This is a genomic window from Deinococcus metallilatus, assembly GCF_004758605.1.
GTDB lineage: Bacteria > Deinococcota > Deinococci > Deinococcales > Deinococcaceae > Deinococcus > Deinococcus metallilatus.
Genome location: NZ_CP038510.1, coordinates 325,252 through 342,296 on the forward strand (window position 1 = coordinate 325,252; position 17,045 = coordinate 342,296).

Consider the following 17,045-nt stretch of genomic DNA (forward strand, 5'->3'; position numbering starts at 1 on the left):
CCCCTTGCGGGTGACTCGCAGAGCCGCGAAGCGGAGGGTTGGGGAGAGGGGTGGCGGGCGAAGCTCGCCCTCGTGTCAGACGAGAAAAACACTCCTGCCTGTCCTACCCGCCAGCCCTGTAATGCACATCAAGCGTTTGAGGGGAGGTGGCCCGCAGGGCCGAAGGGGTAAGGGCCAGACTTGCAGAGCTGCGCAGCAGAGGGGTCAAACGAGCCTGTGCGAACCTTGCCACTTTGCGGTGGCCCTGACTCGCCGGTGGCCTTCACTCATCTTCTTCCATGTTCAATCCCCCTATACTTTGGGCTACCCGCACGTTTTCACGGAGGCACGTCCCACCTGGCCGCTCCACCCCGGTCCACTCGCTGGTATCGGCGCGGTCCCGTCGCAAGAGGAACGTATGCACCGACTCCTGCTCCCCGCCCGCCAGGTGTTCGTCGTCCTGACCGGACTGCTGCTGGCCGCAGGCTGCGGCTCTGCGCCCGGTTCGGCCGATTCGCCGCTCGGCGCCCAGGGCGTCAAGCCGCAGGCTGGCAACACCGATGCTGCGGTGCCCGTCCCGGTCGTGCCCGAGAAAGAGCTGTTCGTCACCGATCTCAGCGTCGTGGAGGACCCGCTGCGGACCAACTATGCCCCGCGCCAGCCTGCTCGTCCTGCGGCGGGGGCCTGGAGTTTCGGACGGCTGATGGAGAACCTGGCCGGGAATCAGGACCCCTCGGCCTTCACGCTGAACTGGTTGCGCTCCTGGGAAACCGACCAGCACGTGAACGGCTTCACCGCGCTCGCCCGCCCCACCATCCGCAGCCTGATCATCGAGCCGTGGCTGATCGCGAGCGGCTGCGCGCCCGACGCCGTCAAATGTCAGCTCGATTTCAGCCGGGCGCCCTTCCGCCTCGGCTCGATCAACACCCGCCTCGATCTGCGCCAGGAGGACGCGCAGGGCAAGCCCCTCGACGCGGGCGAGGGCCGCTTTATCTTCTTCGCGCTCAACGCCAGCGGAAACGTGCAGGGCTTCAGCGTGATCTTCGAGTTCCGGCAGGTGGCCCGCAACGAGGACGACGTGCGGCTCTGGGCGAAAGCCTGGCACGCGCTGGGCAGCCTGCCCTTCGGGGAGACGTACAACGCCGCCCTGCAAAACCTCACCGACATCTTTTCCGGGCGCGGTCTGGCCCCGGACCGCCCCAACGGCAGCGGCCTCGACCAGCTCCGCACCAACGAGGCGGCCCTCGCGCTCCCCGGGAGCGACCCCCTCAACCTGTCGAGCGGCAAGCTCTGGGACATGCGCGAATTCCACCTGGGCACGGACGGGCAACTGCACCTCGCGCCCGTCGCGCAGACCCCCGACGCCCGCTTTAACGGCAGCCCCGAACTCGACGCCTGGGTCAAGGCCAACGCGGCGGCCATCCTCGCCGGACAGCATCAGGTCCCGGCCCAGTTCCTGGGTGCCTCGGCCCTCACGCCCACCGATCTCCGGTGGAACGTGAACGGCGTGGACGAGGCGACCCGTCGCGCCTTCGCGCTCGCCACGTGCAGCGGCTGCCACCTCAACGAGAACGCGAACGAGACGGGCTTCCCCTTCTTCCTGCACGTCCGTCGCCGGGCCGCCGGGCAGGCGTCCACCCTGTCGGCGTTCCTGACCCAGCAGGAGCTGCCCCTCCGCGCTCAGGACCTCAGGGACATCCTCACGAAGGACAAGCTGCCCAAAGGCCGGGGTAAGGGCCACGTGCACTGAGCGGGTCATGCTCCTGCGCGCGGGGCGGGAAGAGGTCGCCCGGTCAGCAGGGGCGACGCAGGGAAGCGCGCGGCCGTGGCCCCTGCGAGGCCAGGGAGGCGAGCCGCAGCAGGGGCCTGGGCTGGGTGGATTGTCCGTTACTCCAGCCCAGGCCTCCCCGCCCTCCCGAGTCCCTTTGAAAGGGGAGGGCGTGACGGCGACGCAGCCGGACGTTAGCCGCCTTGTCTTTTCAAGACTCTGGAGGTGACCCCTCGCCCTGCCCGTTCAAGCGGCGTCTGAACGAGAACATCACCCGGCTCCCGTGAGTCAGAAACCGGGTGAAGCATCGGTCTGCTGTTCTTCGCTACGCCGCCTCCCGGACGGCGATCTGATCCTGCCGGGTCACGGTCAGGTAAGCGACGATGGCGACCGACCCCACCAGGAAGATCAGGCTGGTGGTCGTGGTCCCCAACCCCAGCCCCCCCACATCCCGACCCTGCGAGAGGTAATCCCCGATGGAGGCTCCCAGCGGCCGCGTCAGGATGTACGCCACCCAGAAGGTCAGGATGCCGTTCATTCCGAACAGCCGGTGTGCCAGCGCGACCAGCGCGATCATTCCGCCGAAAATCAGCGCCGAGGGCAGGTACCCGAGTTGGAGCTGCTCGGCCATCAGGTCGCCCGCTGCCGTGCCCAGCGCGAAGGTAAAGAGCACCGCCAGCCAATAGAACGCTTCGCGCTTCGGGGTGAAGATGCTGTGGATCGAGAGGGTGCCCTCGCTGCGGTACCAGGCGAGGAAGGTGGCGATCAGGGCGACACTGAAGACCCCGGTGCTGATCCAGAGGCTGACGCCGAAATTGTCGGTGAGGTTGTCGGTGATCAGGGTGCCGACCACGCTGATCAGCATCACGGCCAGCCAGTACACGGGGGGGACGTAGCGGGGCGTGCGGAATTGCCAGATCAGGGCCGCGATCAGCAGGACGCCCATGATCAGCGTGGTGCCGGTCAGCCCGATATGCAGCTTCATGTTCAGGTAGTCGGCGGCCGTCTCGCCAATGGTGGTGCAGAAGATCTTGACGATCCAGAACAGGGCCGTGACCTCGGGAACCTTGCTCCAGAAAGTCCGGGTCGGTTGGGCCGGATCGGTGGTCAGGCTGGAAGTCATGCGTTCACCCTTTCTGCGGCTGTGGGGAGGTCCGGCAGCGGCTGGGACTGAACAAAAGGGAGGGTGTCAGCTCCCCTTTTTTGTTCAGTCCTCCCTTCTGGCTTTAGAGCCTTTGTCGTAAGGATGGCTCCGTTTTTCGACCCTCTCCCCAGGTGGGACTTGCAAAGCTGAGGAGTGGCGTCCCCGGGGGCGTCCGTTCACGACGATTGCGAAGCAGAGAGGGCCTTGCTTCGCAAGGGGTGAGGGGGTCTTTACGACAAATGCCTTAGAAGGTGAGGCTGGCCTGGTTGTCCTGCCAGAGTCGGTGGCCGATCACTTCGATCTTGCGGGCGAAGTCGTTGCCGTCCTTGAAGGGCCGGTTGGCGACGATGTCCTTGGCGACGGTCAGGGACACGCCCTTGAGACACTGGAGGTCCGCCAGGCTCGCCCGGTTCAGGTTCACTTTGGCGTTCAGGACCTGGGCGCAGTGGTTCATCCCGGTCATGGGCTTGGCCGGAGCCTTCCCGGTGTGGCTGCTCTGGGCACCAGCCAGACCGGCAGCGGCGAGGGCAACGAGCAGGGCAAGGGACGGCAAACGCTTCATGGTGACCTCCAGGTGCGGTTCGTGGCTGTCCCGGAAAGGGGAACCGCTGCGGCGCACTCTGAGACGGAAAGGTTAAAGAGCGGTATAGCGTCCGCTGACCTGAGCCGGTCGCTGACCCGCAGGAACGCCTCCCGGCGCGGCCAACCGGCGGCTGCACCGGCAGGAGCAGGCGGGCCGCAGCACCGTTGAAGCCCGGGTGGGCAGTGAGTCCCCGGGCAACCGCCTGTGCCCGGAACGCCAGGTCCCGCGCCCCCCGCGCGTGTCCCGCCCCGCCCGGCTTCCGGACTGGGTTAGGCTGCGGGCGCGCCTTCTCCTCACCTCATGCCGCAGACTGTTGGAGCAACCGACCGAGAAGTATGTCCAGAGTGTGCCGCAAGTCCATCAGGCCCGGCGCCTCTGCCGAAAGGAGAGAAGGTCGGGGGTCGTCCGTACCCGGGCGACACGCGACACCGGGAGAAGTTCGCCGTCCATTTGACCAGAGTTCTCACGTTCGCCCGTTTCTCGACCGGACCGCGTTCCGCGCCGGTTCCGGGCAGGCCTCACCGGAGGGAAAGGCTTCAGGTATATGCAGATCTTCGACCCCACGATTTTTCCGATTCTGGCGGCGGACGGGCTGACCAACGGAGCGGTGTACGCGCTGCTGGCGCTGGCGCTGGTGCTGGTGTTCGCCGTCACGCGCATCATCTTCATCCCGATGGGCGAGTTCGTCGTCTTCGGCACGCTGACGCTCGCCTCCCTGCAACTGGGCAAGGTGCCGGGGACCCTGTCCCTGCTGCTGGTGCTGCTGGGTGTCGCGGCGCTGATGGAAGCCTTCACGCAGGCCAGGCGCGGCCAGACCGGCCGGGGGTTGCTGACCCTGCTGGGCGCGGCGCTGCTCGGGGCCGCCCTTTGGGCCCTGGCGGGCTGGATCGTCCCGCTCAAACCGCCCCTGGGGGTGCAGGTCCTCCTGACGCTGCTGCTGGTCGCCCCCCTGGGGCCGCTGGTCTACCGCACGGTGTACCAGCCGCTCCAGAACGCCACCGTGCTGGTGCTGCTGATCGCCTCGGTGGCGCTGCATCTGGTGCTGACCGGGCTGGCGCTGGTGTTCTTCGGGCCGGAAGGCTCGCGCACGCCGCCCTTCGCTCCCGGGAACGTCACCCTCGGGCAGGTCACCCTGAGTCAGCAGAGCCTGCTGGTGATCCTGGTGTCGGCCCTGCTGATGCTGGGGCTGTACTTCTTCTTCGAGCGCACCATGCCGGGCAAGGCGCTGCGCGCCACCGCCGTCAACCGGCTGGGGGCACGGCTGGTCGGCATCAGCCCTTCCTCGGCGGGGATGCTGACCTTCACGCTGGCGGCGTTGATCGGGGGGCTGGGCGGCGTGCTGATCGGTCCCAGCGTCGCCATGACCTACGACTCCGGCTTCCTGATCGGCCTCAAGGGGTTTATCGGGGCGATCATCGGCGGGCTGGTGAGTTATCCGCTCGCGGCGGCGGGGGCGTTGCTGGTCGGTCTGATCGAGAGTTTTGCTTCCTTCAGCCTGTCGGCCTGGAAGGAAGTGATCGTGTTCACGCTGATCCTGCCCGTGCTGCTGTGGCGGTCGCTGACCACCCGGCACATCCCGGAGGATGAAGAATGACGCGCAGCGACTCTCCGGCCCCCGCCCGTTCCGGCTTCCCCGTCCGCATGCTGCTGACCGGGCTGGCGGTGGTGGTGGCCCTGCTGCTGCCGCTGGTGCTGCCGCTCTTTCAGGTCACGCTGCTGGTGAATATCGCCATCTTCGCCATCGTCGCCATCGGTCTGGTGCTGCTGACGGGCATCCTGGGCCTGACTTCCTTCGGGCAGGCGGCGTTCATGGGCCTCGGGGCCTACACGACGGCGGTCCTGACCACCCAGGCGGGCTGGACGCCCTGGCTGACCCTCTTCGCGGGCTTCGCGGTCACGGCGCTGATCGCCCTCTTCCTGGGGCTGATCACGCTGCGGATGCAGGGGCATTACCTGCCGCTGGCGACGATTGCCTGGGGCATCAGCCTGTATTACATCTTCGGCAACACCCCGGCGCTGGGCGGGTTCACCGGCATCACCGATATTCCCCCGATCAGTCTCTTCGGTTTGAGTCTCACCTCGCCGCGCACCTTCGCCTACCTTGCGCTGGTGGCGCTGGGCCTGGTCGCGCTGGGGGCGCAGTTCCTGCTCTCCAGCCGCGTCGGGCGGGCGATGCGGGCACTGCGGAGCGGGCCGGTGGTCGCGGAAGCCTTCGGCGTCAACGCCTTCCGGCTGCGGGTGCAGGTGTTCGTGCTGGCGGCGCTGATGGCGTCGCTGGCGGGCTGGCTGTACGCCCACAGCCAGCGGTTCGTGAACCCCACGCCCTTCAGCCTGCAAGCGGGCATCGAGTACCTGTTCATGGCGGTGGTGGGCGGCTCTCAGTACGTCTGGGGGGCGGTGCTGGGGTCGGCCCTGATCACGCTGCTGCGGGAGTGGCTCCGCGACCTGCTGCCCGCCCTGATCGGCGCCCAGGGCAATTTCGAGGTGATCGTCTTCGGCGTATTGATCATCCTGACGCTGCAATTCGCCCGGCGCGGCCTGTGGCCCCTGCTGGAACGGCTGCTGCCGCCGGAGGGGGTGCGGCTGCTGCCGGAACGGGTGCGGCTGCCCGAACGCGCGATGCCTCAGCCGGGCGCCCCCCTGTTGCAGGTCGAACACGCGGTCAAGCAGTTCGGCGGGTTGCGCGCGGTCAACGACGTGTCCTTCGAGCTGCGGGCCGGGGAAATCCTGGGGCTGATCGGGCCGAACGGCGCGGGCAAGAGCACGATGTTCAACCTGATCACCGGCGTCAATCCGGCCACCAGCGGCCGGGTGGTCTTTGCCGGGCAGGACATCACCCGGCTGAGCGCGGCCCAGATTCACCGGCTGGGGGTCGCCCGCACCTTCCAGCATGTTCACCTGCTGCCCGACCTCACCCTGCTGGCGAACACGATGATGGGCGGGTACGCGCGCGGGCAGGCCGGGATGGTCGCCAGCCTGCTGCACCTCGAACGGGGCGAGGAAGCCGCGCTGCAACACGAGGCGCTGCGGCAACTCCGGCGCGTCGGGCTGGGGGATCAGGCTTTCACGCTGGCCGGGAACCTCGCGCTGGGCCAGCAGCGCATTCTGGAAGTGGCCCGCGCCCTGGTCGCCGATCCCACGCTGCTGCTGCTGGACGAACCGGCGGCCGGACTGCGTTACGGCGAGAAGATGGAACTGGTGGCGCTGCTCAAAAGGCTGCGGGACGAGGGGGTGACCATCTTGATCGTCGAACACGACATGGACCTGGTGATGAGCCTGGTGGACCGCCTGGTGGTGATGAACTACGGCGAGAAACTGGCCGAAGGTACCCCCGCCGAGATTCGCGCCGATGCCGCCGTCCGCGAGGCCTACCTGGGGGTGGACCTGACCGAGGACCTGGCCGGGGGGGCGGCATGACGGGGGCAGAGCCCCAGCCGCGGCCCCTCCGCCCGCAGGACGCGCCCCTGCTGCTGGAGGTGCGTGACCTGCACACCCGCTACGGACGGGTGGAGGCGCTGGACGGCGTAAGCCTTCAGGTGCCCGCCGGACACATCGTCAGCGTGATTGGGGCGAACGGCGCGGGCAAGACCACGCTGATGAACTCCATCATGGGGGTCCTGCCCTCCAGCGGAGAGATCATTTACCGGGGTCAGTCCCTGAAGGGGGTGCCCCTCGAAGCGCGGGTGGCCCGGGGGATCAGCCTCGTTCCCGAACGGCGCGACCTGTTTGCCTCGATGACCGTTCAGGACAATCTGCAACTGGGCGCCTACAGTCGCCGCCGCGAGAACTGGCGCGCGGACCTGGAGAACGTCTATGCCCGGTTTCCCCGGCTGCTGGAGCGCCGCACGCAACTGGCGGGCACCCTCTCGGGCGGGGAGCAGCAGATGCTGGCAATCGGCCGCGCCCTGATGGGCAAACCCAGGCTGCTGCTGCTGGATGAACCCTCCCTCGGCCTGGCGCCGCTGATCGTGCGCGACATTCTGCGGATCGTGCAGGGGTTGAAGGCGGACGGGGTGACCGTCTTGCTGGTCGAACAGAACGCCCGGGCGAGTCTGGCGATCAGTGACGAAGCGTACGTGCTGGAAACCGGACAGGTCAAACGGCACGGTCCCGCCGCCGAACTCGCCCGCGATCAGACCCTCGGCGCCAGTTATCTGGGGGCGTAGGGAGGAGAACCAGCGTGCGGCCTGGGGGGTATACCGAGGCTATACCTATTGGGGGCAGGCTGAGGGCATGAGCACCCTGCTGTCTCACCGCCGTTCGGTTCGCCCCCTTGCCCTGCTGCGCCTGTTCCTCGGTATCCTCCTCCCGTTGTTGATCGTCGGCTTCATCGCCGAAGACGTCCTCGAAAAGCAGCGCTTCGCCTTCGAAACCCCCTTCCTCCTCGCCCTCCACCGCCACGCCTCCCCCAGTCTCGATCACCTCGCCCTGCTGTTCACCACCCTCGGCGGCGTCAGCGTCATCGCCCCCCTCAGCGCCCTGCTCCTGCTGTTCCTATGGCTGAAAAAGCGTTCCCTGGCCCTCTTCTGGGGGTTGAGTGTGGCGGGTGCGGCCGTGCTGGACCTGATCATGAAGTTGATCTTTCAGCGACCCCGCCCGGAGTTGTGGCCGAGACTGGTGCAGGAACAGGACTACGGGTTTCCCAGTGGACACAGCATGTACAGCGCGGCCTTTGTGACGGCACTGATTCTGTTCAGCTGGCGGACCCCGTACCGCTGGTTGGTGGTGGTGCTGGGGGTGCTGTTCAGTGGGCTGGTGGGCTTCTCCAGACTTTATCTGGGGGTGCATTATCCGACGGATGTGCTGGCGGGGTGGCTGAGTGGGCTGGCCTGGGTGCTGGGCGTCTATAGCCTGCTTCAGCCCTTTAAGGGACGGCCTTCAGCAGGGCAGCCGACATGAGACTCCTCCTCGTCGAGGATGACCCGCACATCGCCGAACTGCTGCGCGACGGGCTGCGCGAGGACGGGTACGCGGTGGATCACGCGGGCAGCGCCGAGGAGGGCTTCTCGCTGGCGGGGCTGTTCCCGCACGACCTGCTGATTCTGGATGTGATGTTGCCCGAAGGGATCGACGCGGGCTACCGCCTGGGCCAGCGGCTCCGGGCTGCGGGTTTCACCGCGCCGGTGCTCTACCTCACGGCCCGGGGCACGGTGGAGGACCGGGTGGAGGGTCTGGAAGCTGGGGGAGACGACTATCTCGTGAAACCCTTCGCCTTCAAGGAGTTGCGCGCCCGCGTTCGCGCCCTGCTGCGCCGTGCAGGCGGGTACGCCCACAACACGCTCCCCCTGTCCGGCGGCTTTCTGCTCGACCTGACGGCGAAGGAGGTCTACCGCAGCGGGGCGCGCTGTGACCTGACCCGCAAGGAGTACGCCCTGCTGGAACTGCTGGCCCACCATCCGGGCCGCACCTTTACCCGGGACGAGATCATCGAGCGGGTCTGGGACGGGGAGGAGGGGGTGGAACCGAAGGTGATCGACGTGTATGTCAGCACCATCCGCCGCAAGACGGAAGAGGGGCTGATCGGGACGGTGCGCGGCGTGGGCTACCGCCTGGGAGCCCTGCCTTGAGGGAGACGGCCTTGAAGTTCCCGGTCTTCAGCCTGCGCCTGAAACTCACCCTGGGCTATGCGCTGGTATTCATCCTGGCGAGCCTGCTGGGCGCGGCCCTGATCTATCTGGTGGCGTCCACGGAACTCACCCGCTCGCTGGACGCGACGATGGAGGAAACCGCCGCCATCGTGGTCGGCAACATCGAGCGTGAAGACGGGGCCGCCCGCTTCGCCGCCGATCTCCAGGTGCGGAGTGAACTCGCGCTGGAGCTGCTGGATGCCCGGGGGCAGGTCACGGCCCAGGCCGGGGACAAGGAGAAGCTGAACCTGGGCTCACCCCGGCCCGGTTTCCAGACCGTGCAGGACTGGCGGGTCTATACCGTGCCCCTGGCCGGGGGGGGCTGGCTGCGGGTGCTGCGGCCCACCGACCTGCTGAGCGGCCTGCTCGAAACGCTGGCGCGCGTCCTGGTCGGCGCGGCCCTGCTGATGATCGTGCTGTCCTGTCTGGGCGGCTACCTGCTGGCCGACCGCGCGCTGAAGCCCATCGACCGGGTGGCGCTGGCGGCGGCCAGCATCGCCCGGCGCGGCGCGTACCGGGAGCGCGTTCCGGTCGCCCCCGGCGGCGACGAACTCACCCGCCTGTCCACCACCGTGAACGCGATGCTGGGCAGCCTGGAGGGCACCATCGAGCATGAAAAGAGCTTTGCGCGCATGGCCGCCCACGAACTCCGCACCCCCCTCACCACGCTGGCCGGGCGGGTGGAACTGCTGCTGGACCGGCCCCGCGACGCGGCGGCCTACCGGGCCGGGTTGCTGCAACTTCAGGAACGGATCGGGGCGCTGCGCGCGCTGAGCGAGGGCCTGCTCAGCCTCGCCCGGGCAGACGCTCCCCCTCTGCTGGAACCGGTGGACCTCGCCGGGACGGTGCTGGCGGTGGCCGAGGACCTGCGGCCCGAGTTCCGCGCGGCGGGGAAGACCCTGCATCTGGACGTGGAAGAAAGCTGGGTCCAGGCCGAGCCGGAAGGGGTGCGGCAGGCCACCGTGAATCTGCTCCAGAACGCCCTGAAGTACGGCGGTTCGCAGGTCACGCTGCGGGTGCGGCCCCGGGAACTCAGCGTCGCGGATGACGGCCCCGGCCCGCCGCGCGAGAACTGGCCGCGGTTGCTGCGGCCGCTGGAGCGCGGTCCCGGGGTACAGGGCATCTCCGGCAGCGGCCTGGGGCTGGCCGTGGTCGCCGCGCTGGCCCGGCGCTGGCAGGCGGACCTGCGGCCGGGGTGGGCGGCGCCGGGCTTCACGGTCACCCTCCACTTCCCGGAGGTGAACCCATGACGCTCCCTGACTCCCCCGCCCCGCCGGAGTCGCTGTGGCCCGCCCGGCTGGTCATCGTCGCGGTGATCGGCCTGAACCTGGCGCTGAGTGAACAGCTCACCTTCGGTCCGACCTGGCTGCTGCCCAGTCTGGAACTGCTGCTGCTGCTGCCCCTCAGCTTCCTGCGGGGCCGGGAACGCTGGCGGGTTCACCGGCTGGGACAGCCACCTGTGGCGTTGTTCCGCCTCACGCGCTGGTTGGCGCTGGGATTGATCGGCCTGCTGCACTTCACCAACCTGGCCTCGCTGGTGCTGCTGATCCTCAGCCTGCTCAGCGGGCAGGGCACGTCCGGCGTGAACCTGCTGGCCGGGGCCCTCAACATCTGGGTCACCAATGTGCTGGTCTTCTCGCTGTGGTACTGGGAACTGGATCAGGGCGGGCCGCTGTTTCGCCGCCGCTGTGGGCAACCGCTGGATTTCCTGTTCCCGCAGACGAACGCGCCCGCCCTGGCCCCGGCCTGGCGGCCTGAATACCTCGATTACCTCTTCGTGGCCTTTACCAATGCCGCCGCGTTCAGCCCCACCGACACCATGCCCCTCACCCGCCGCATCAAGCTGCTGATGACGATTCAGTCCGCGACCTCCATGCTGACGGTGGTGCTGGTCGCCAGCCGCGCCGTCAATATCCTGAAGTGAAGCGGTGAACCGCCCCCAAGAGAGATGATCCCGAATGCCCCGACTCAGACGACCCCCTGCCCGGCCTGTCCTCCTGGGCACGCTGCTCCTGACTCTGCTCGCGCTGGCCGCCTGGATCAACCTGCCGCTGGTCGGCCGGGTGTTCGACCGCAGTGCCGACCGCGTCGCCGCTCTCCCCGCCGTGTCCCCCTTCCGGCCAGGCCAGCGGGTGCTGGTGCTCTCGCCGCACCCCGACGACGAGACGCTGTGCTGCGCCGGAATGATCCAGCAGGCAGAGAGCGCCGGAGCGCAGGTCTTCATCGCCTGGGCCACCGCCGGGGACGGCTTCGAGTTCGACGCGGTCCTCACGCAGAAGACGCTGCGTCCCGGTCCGCAGCAGATGCGCCGCCTGGGGGACCTCCGCGTGGAGGAAGCCCAGCGGGCCGCCGCCGTGCTGGGCGTGCCGCCCACGCGGACCTTCATGCTGGGCTACCCGGATGGTGGGCTCTTCCGCCTGTTCACCACCAACTACGCCGAACCCTACACCTCGCCGCGCACCCGCGCGTCGGCCGTGTACGTGCGCGGCGCCCTGACCCCCGGTGCGCCCTACACCGGCCGGGCGCTGGAAACCGATCTGCTGCGGGTGCTGGACCGGGTGCGGCCGGACGTGGTCCTGGCCCCCGCCCCACAGGATTTCCACCCGGATCATCACACGCTGTCCTTCATCGCGCTGCGCCTGATGAGCGCACGGCAACAGGAAGACCGCCTGCGTTTCTGGGTGGTCCACGGCGGGCTGGAGTGGCCCCTGCCCAAGGGCCTGCACACCAATCTGCCGCTGACGCTGCCTCCTCTCGCTGCACGGCTCCCCTGGGAACGGGTGGACCTGACGGCCGCGCAGGAGCAGCGCAAGCTGGAGGCCGTGGGCACCTACCGGACCCAGACGCGCGTGCTGGGCCGCTTCATGCACGCCTTCGTGCGGCAGAACGAACTCCTCAGCCCCGAACCGCTCCCCGAACAGGGCCAGGCCCCGCAACGTTCACGCGCCGGGCCGTGACCCCGCTCCCCGAGGCAGGCTTCCCATCACGCGCGCCCGTCCACCAGCCCCATCCAGCGGCCGGGTCCTGTCCACCACGTCTTCCAGGGCTGAACGCATCACTCATCTGCCGCCTCTAGACTCGCGCCATGAGCTTCGTCCGCAAGCCCCGACCGTATTCCTCGGGCCTGCCTTCCCTGACCCCGCCCGCCGCCCCGGCAGCGCCGCCCCGCCGCGAGAAGCGGGAGAAATCGGCCCGCCCGGCCCGCCGCCTGCCCGGGTCCCCCTGGGCGACGGCCGTCACCGCGCTGGCCGTGCTGGGCACCGTGCTGCTGCTGCTGGTCGGGGTGTCGGGCCTGGCGAACCAGCTCTCACGGGACGCGCAATTCCGCTCGGCGGCGGCGGGTGTGGCGGATGCGGTCCGCTGAGCGGCGGGCGCCGTGCGGCGGGGTGAACGCTTGAAGCTCTGGCGGCGCCTGACGCCCTGGCCGCGTACCCCCTTCGTCACCCACGGGCGGCGGCCCTGGACGCTGCGGCGGGCGGCGCGGGCCGGACTGGCCGGGGTCGGCGTGGCGACGCTGGGGATGCTGGCGCTGGGGGTGGCCGGGGCCAGTGCCACCGGCGCTTTCGGGCGGGTCTGGAACCTGCGGGCGGAACTGCAACCCATCGAGGTGCAGGACCGCCGGGGCGAGGCGCTGGGCGTGATCGACCACTGCCGGGAAAACGCGGCGGTCAACGCGGTGCCGTGCCGCGAGTCGCTGAGCGTGCCGCTGACCGGCGTATCGCGGGCGTTCCTGCTCGCTTACGTGGCGAAGGAGGACGTGCGCTTCTTCTCGCATCCGGGCGTGGACCTGGGCCGCCTGCCCCGCGCGGTCCTGAGCGGCGCGGGCGGCAGCACCATCACGATGCAACTGCTCAAGAACAACGTGCTGGCGGGCCACTTCGACTATGACACCGGGCGCCGGGGCTTGGGGCTGGTGCTGACCCGCAAGGCGACGGAATTCGTGCTGGCGCCCCTCGTCACCTGGCGTTACGGCCCCCGCGAGGTGCTGGCGATGAGCGTGAACAGCCTGCCCTGGCTGGGCATCGGGCAGCGCAAGGGCATCTACGACGCGGCCCGCAGCGTCTTCGGCGTGGACCCGGCGGACCTGACGCTGGCGCAGTCGGCCTTTCTGGTGGGTCTGCTCCCCGCGCCGGGCCGCTACCTGGTGACCGAGACGACCCCACCTGAGGAGGCGACCGCCCGCTTCCGCTGGATGCGGACGCAGCAGCTCCTCACGCTGAACATCCTGCGCTCACACGGCCTGATCCGCGAGGACGAGTACGCGCGGGCAGCAGCGGAGCCGCTCCAGCCCCGCCTCTGGCGCGTGGAATACGCGGGGGGCGGTCCCGACCTGCGGGTCGTCAGCGCGGCCCGCAACCCGGACTACCGCAGCGAGCCGGAGCCGGTGTGGGCCATTCAGGAACTGGTCCGGCGCGAACTGCGGGCGGCGGGGCTGGACCCCCGGCGCGTCGGGCGGGTGGTGCTGACGCTGGACGGCGCGGCGCAGGCGGCGCTGGTCCGCCGCGTGACCGGCAACGGGGCCACCGGACAGAGGCCCGCCGGGGTGGCCGAGGGGGCCGCCGTCGTGGACGTGCAGGGGGGCGGCATCCTCGCGCTCGCCAGCAGCACGGGCGGCGACCAGAGCAGCCAGCCGGGCAAACAGTGGGCGGCGACCGCCCGCCGTCCGGTGGCCAGCACGGTCAAGCCGCTGCTCTACGCCACGGCGTTCGGGGAAGGGTTGAGCCAGCTCAGCACCTTCCGGGACGCGCCGACCAACTACGCCGGGCAGGCCATCCGCAACAACTCCGGCACCTTCCTGAACCGCGCCGTGACGGTGCGCGAGGCCAACGCCCGCAGCCTGAACACGGTCGCCGTGCAGGTCGGGACCGAACGGGAGGCGGCGCTGCGGCGCGTGCTGGAGAGCGTCGGCTACGCCGAGGACACCAACAACCACTCCAGTCCGGCGCTGGGCACCTACCGTTCCTCGCCGCTGGGGGTGGCGGCCGCCTATGCCAGCTTCGCCAATGGCGGCGAGCTGTGCCAGCCGCACCTGCTCGCGGAAGCGTATGACCGCTCGGGCCGTCCCCTGCCGCTGCCACGCCGGGCCTGCGTGCCGCTGTGGAGCGGGGCCGTCGCGTATGAAACCTTCGACATGTTGACCGGCGCGGTGAACGACCCGGCGGGACACGTCCACTTCCTGCGCGCGCCCCTGTCCCAGCGCCTGCTGGGGACCGCCGTGCCGCTCGGCGCCAAGTCCGGCACGACGGACGACGTGCGCGATACCTGGTGTGCCGGGGTCACGCCCCAGTACGCGATGGGCGTCTGGATCGGTGATCCCCAGGGCGTGCAGAGCGTGCCCGCCGACCTCTACCGCGACCAGGCGGCCTGCCGCGAAATCGGGCTGCTGCGCGAGCTGCCGCATACAGTGACAAGCCTCGATGTGCCGGGGGGCATCACGCGGGTGGGCGGCGTGGCCGTCCCCGCGCCTGGCGCCAATGTGCAGAATCCCCCTCCTCCCTCTCCCAACCGCTGATTCCAAGGAGTCCGAATGCCCGTGTCCTTCCTCCCCCTCCTCCCGCTGCTGGCGCCCGTGCCGCTCAGCGCGTCCACCCTGCTGGGGCTGAGCACCCCGCCCCTCCACATCGTCGTCGCCGCCGACATGACCGGCAGCAGCAAGAATCCCGCCTACGGGTACGCGAAACAGGCCGGGCTGCTCGCGCAGAGCGTCCTGCTCAACCAGGTGCGCTCGGGCGACACCGTGACGCTGCTGCGCGTATGTAGCGGCGTGCAGACCGTCGCGGATTTCCGCTTCCAGTCCAAGAACGGGGCGCGGCTGGGCAAGGCCGACATCCTGCGTTACACCGCCGCGCTGACGCAGCCCTGCACCGGGAAGGGGAGCGCCATCACGGCGGCGCTCGCGCAGGCCAAAACGGCGACGGCGCGCACGGCGGGGGTCCGTGACGTGGTGGTGCTGTTCACCGACGGCGCGTTGCTGGACGACCCCAGACGCGCGTCCCTGGGGAGCACCGTGCAGGGATTGCTGAACGGCCCGGACACCCGCACCGTCTTCTTCGCCGGGTTGAGTCCCGAAAAGGGCGCGGGGGGCGACTCCATCCGCGACACCTTTGTGAAGGCTCTGGGGAAAGGCGCGGACGACCCGCGCGTGCTGATGGCGGGCGCCTACGACCTGAGCAACGTCTATCCGACCTTCGCGCAGGCCGTGCAGAAAGCGAGGAAATAGCGGTGAACGAGATGGACCGGCCCACCCCGGAAACGGCCACGCCCCCCGCACGGCCCGGCGAGTACGAGGCCGCGCTGCCGCACCCCGACCCCCTCACCGCCGAGCAGTTCATGCCGGTGCTGCCGCCGGATCACTTCGCCGCCTTTCTGGAGGAGCTGACGCGCGAGCTGCCGCTGGTCGGTGACGACGCGGCGCGCGGGGCGCTCACCACGCGGGCGCGGGTGCTGCGGCTGAACGTGGAGCAGTACCGGGTGAACTACGCGGCCGCCCGCGCCGGGCTCACGCGCGTGCTGGCCGAGACGGGCGCGGGGGTCCGCGAAAGCTGGGCGCGGCAGGAGGCGCACCTGCGCTTCATGAACGAGGCGGGCGGCAACGTGGAGCGCGAGTACACCCAGGCGACCGAGCAGATCGAGGAGGCGCGGCAGGCCCGCTTCGACGTGCTGACCCTGCACGGCGCCCGGCCCGACACCCACAGCGCCGAGAGTTTCTACCAGCAGCAGGCGCTGGCGGACCTGGCGCGGGAAGGCCACCCCCTGCGCCCGCCCGAGACACAGACGGGCAGCAAGCGCGTCTTCAACGCCTTCGCGGTCTTCAGCAAGTTCTTCGTGGGCCTGCTCAGCGGCGTGAGCATCAACCTGCTGTTCAACCCCGAAAGCCGCCTGTACCTGACCCTGATCGCGCTGACCGCCGGGGTGATGTTCAGCGTGCTGCTGCTGTGGCTGGTGGAAGAACTCGCCTACCGCGCCAAGCTCGCGCAGAAGACCCCGGGCATGGCTCGCCCCGCCGGGTACATCGCCGGGATCGTCGGGGTCACCCTGCTGTACCTGGGGGTCGAGGGCTACCTGAACTGGGACGGCATCCTGCGCGTCACCCAGCAGATCGCCGCCAACGCCGCGCAGCAGAGCCAGCTGACGGACCTCAGCACGGCGGGCGACACGAACGCCGTCCCGCAGCACTGGTCGCTGCTGGCCTTCACGCTCGCGCTGGTGGGGATGGCGGCGGCGGCGGCGCTGCTTCAGGGACGCGAACGGGCGCGCGGGGTACTGGAACGTGAGCGCCTGGCCGCCCGGGTCGCGCAGCTCAAGCAGACCCGGGACTATGCCGAGGTCGCCCGCGCCGCCGACGCCGTCGCCTACCTGGAAGCCGCCCGTGACCGCCTCGCCCCGCCGCGCGACGTGACCGGCCCCGACCATGCCCGCCTCAACGAACGGGTCCTGAACCACTGGGAACAGGAACGTGAGACGCAGGTGCAGACCATCGGCGCGGGCCTCGTCCGCGACGCGCGGCACCTTCAGGACGCGCTGGAGGAGTTCGCCCGGCAGGTGCAGGCCGCCCAGCACCCCCAGCGGCGAACGGGCCTGCTGCGGTTCCTGTGATACCAAATTGCGCCCCTTCGCGAGAATCAACCGAGCGGACTTGCAAAGCTGCGCAGCAGAGCGAGCAGCAAACACTACCGGCTGGCGGCGATGGACCATGAGCGGGTCGGCCTACGTCACGCTGCGGCAAGACAGGCGAGGAGCCGCCCCTGAGCCTGGGACCACGTGAACATCCGGCGCTTTTCCGGATGTTCTGGAATCAGAGCCAGCCGGTATGACCCGGACGCAGTGCGGCAAGGGTTGGGGGAACGGCAGCGGTCCACACCGCGCTCAGCCCCTCGCTCCACCTGCGGCACCCCACCGGCCTTATACAAGCTGAAGCGAACGGGCCCGCGTCAGCTTCCCCCG

The 17,045-nt window shown here is 69.5% G+C and carries 15 protein-coding genes; 13 read left to right on the forward strand and 2 right to left on the reverse strand.

Annotated elements, in window-relative coordinates:
- The first annotated feature begins 397 nt into the window (after positions 1-397).
- Entirely contained in the window at positions 398-1,729 is a 1,332-nt protein-coding gene (locus E5F05_RS01450) for a hypothetical protein (protein WP_129117259.1), read from the forward strand.
- 343 nt (positions 1,730-2,072) lie between these two features.
- Here the strand turns inward: E5F05_RS01450 and E5F05_RS01455 are convergent, their stop codons facing one another.
- Both E5F05_RS01455 and E5F05_RS01460 read right to left on the reverse strand, forming a co-directional pair.
- Positions 2,073-2,870, reverse strand: a complete 798-nt coding sequence (locus tag E5F05_RS01455) for a COG4705 family protein (RefSeq protein WP_129117260.1) — start codon at positions 2,868-2,870, stop codon at positions 2,073-2,075.
- 265 nt (positions 2,871-3,135) lie between these two features.
- Positions 3,136-3,453, reverse strand: coding sequence for a ComEA family DNA-binding protein (locus E5F05_RS01460; protein ID WP_129117261.1), 318 nt, complete (start codon positions 3,451-3,453; stop codon positions 3,136-3,138).
- 565 nt (positions 3,454-4,018) lie between these two features.
- Between E5F05_RS01460 and E5F05_RS01465 the strand changes: the two genes are divergently transcribed.
- From E5F05_RS01465 to E5F05_RS01520, 12 genes are all read left to right on the forward strand, one after another.
- A complete protein-coding gene (locus E5F05_RS01465) occupies positions 4,019-5,068 on the forward strand; it encodes a branched-chain amino acid ABC transporter permease (RefSeq protein ID WP_129117262.1) in 1,050 nt (349 codons plus the stop codon).
- The gene (locus tag E5F05_RS01470) at positions 5,065-6,891 is read left to right on the forward strand and encodes a branched-chain amino acid ABC transporter ATP-binding protein/permease (RefSeq protein ID WP_129117263.1); all 1,827 of its coding nucleotides are present in this window, start codon (positions 5,065-5,067) and stop codon (positions 6,889-6,891) included. Before E5F05_RS01465 ends, E5F05_RS01470 begins: the two co-directional genes overlap by 4 nt.
- Positions 6,888-7,640 (forward strand): ABC transporter ATP-binding protein, encoded by a 753-nt coding sequence (locus E5F05_RS01475; RefSeq protein WP_129117264.1) that lies wholly within the window; start codon positions 6,888-6,890, stop codon positions 7,638-7,640. Before E5F05_RS01470 ends, E5F05_RS01475 begins: the two co-directional genes overlap by 4 nt.
- A gap of 67 nt (positions 7,641-7,707) precedes the next feature.
- Entirely contained in the window at positions 7,708-8,373 is a 666-nt protein-coding gene (locus E5F05_RS01480; protein ID WP_129117265.1) for a phosphatase PAP2 family protein, read from the forward strand.
- The gene (locus tag E5F05_RS01485) at positions 8,370-9,041 is read left to right on the forward strand and encodes a response regulator transcription factor (protein WP_146719716.1); all 672 of its coding nucleotides are present in this window, start codon (positions 8,370-8,372) and stop codon (positions 9,039-9,041) included. Before E5F05_RS01480 ends, E5F05_RS01485 begins: the two co-directional genes overlap by 4 nt.
- A gap of 11 nt (positions 9,042-9,052) precedes the next feature.
- On the forward strand, positions 9,053-10,351 hold the full coding sequence (locus E5F05_RS01490; RefSeq protein WP_146719717.1) for a sensor histidine kinase: 1,299 nt from the start codon (positions 9,053-9,055) through the stop codon (positions 10,349-10,351).
- Positions 10,348-11,025, forward strand: coding sequence for a DUF1345 domain-containing protein (locus E5F05_RS01495; RefSeq protein WP_146719718.1), 678 nt, complete (start codon positions 10,348-10,350; stop codon positions 11,023-11,025). The genes E5F05_RS01490 and E5F05_RS01495 overlap by 4 nt, the downstream gene beginning before the upstream one ends.
- A gap of 34 nt (positions 11,026-11,059) precedes the next feature.
- Complete coding sequence (locus E5F05_RS01500; RefSeq protein WP_146719719.1) at positions 11,060-12,058, forward strand: PIG-L deacetylase family protein; 999 nt, start codon at positions 11,060-11,062, stop codon at positions 12,056-12,058.
- 128 nt (positions 12,059-12,186) lie between these two features.
- Positions 12,187-12,465, forward strand: a complete 279-nt coding sequence (locus E5F05_RS01505) for a hypothetical protein (RefSeq protein WP_146719720.1) — start codon at positions 12,187-12,189, stop codon at positions 12,463-12,465.
- Positions 12,466-12,495: 30 nt separating this feature from the next.
- A complete protein-coding gene (locus tag E5F05_RS01510; protein WP_146719721.1) occupies positions 12,496-14,613 on the forward strand; it encodes a transglycosylase domain-containing protein in 2,118 nt (705 codons plus the stop codon).
- 15 nt (positions 14,614-14,628) lie between these two features.
- Positions 14,629-15,321, forward strand: a complete 693-nt coding sequence (locus E5F05_RS01515; RefSeq protein ID WP_146719722.1) for a VWA domain-containing protein — start codon at positions 14,629-14,631, stop codon at positions 15,319-15,321.
- A gap of 11 nt (positions 15,322-15,332) precedes the next feature.
- Positions 15,333-16,697 carry a hypothetical protein gene (locus E5F05_RS01520; protein WP_244944475.1) on the forward strand — a complete coding sequence of 455 codons (1,365 nt, stop codon included), beginning with the start codon at positions 15,333-15,335 and terminating at the stop codon, positions 16,695-16,697.
- Positions 16,698-17,045 lie beyond the last annotated feature (348 nt).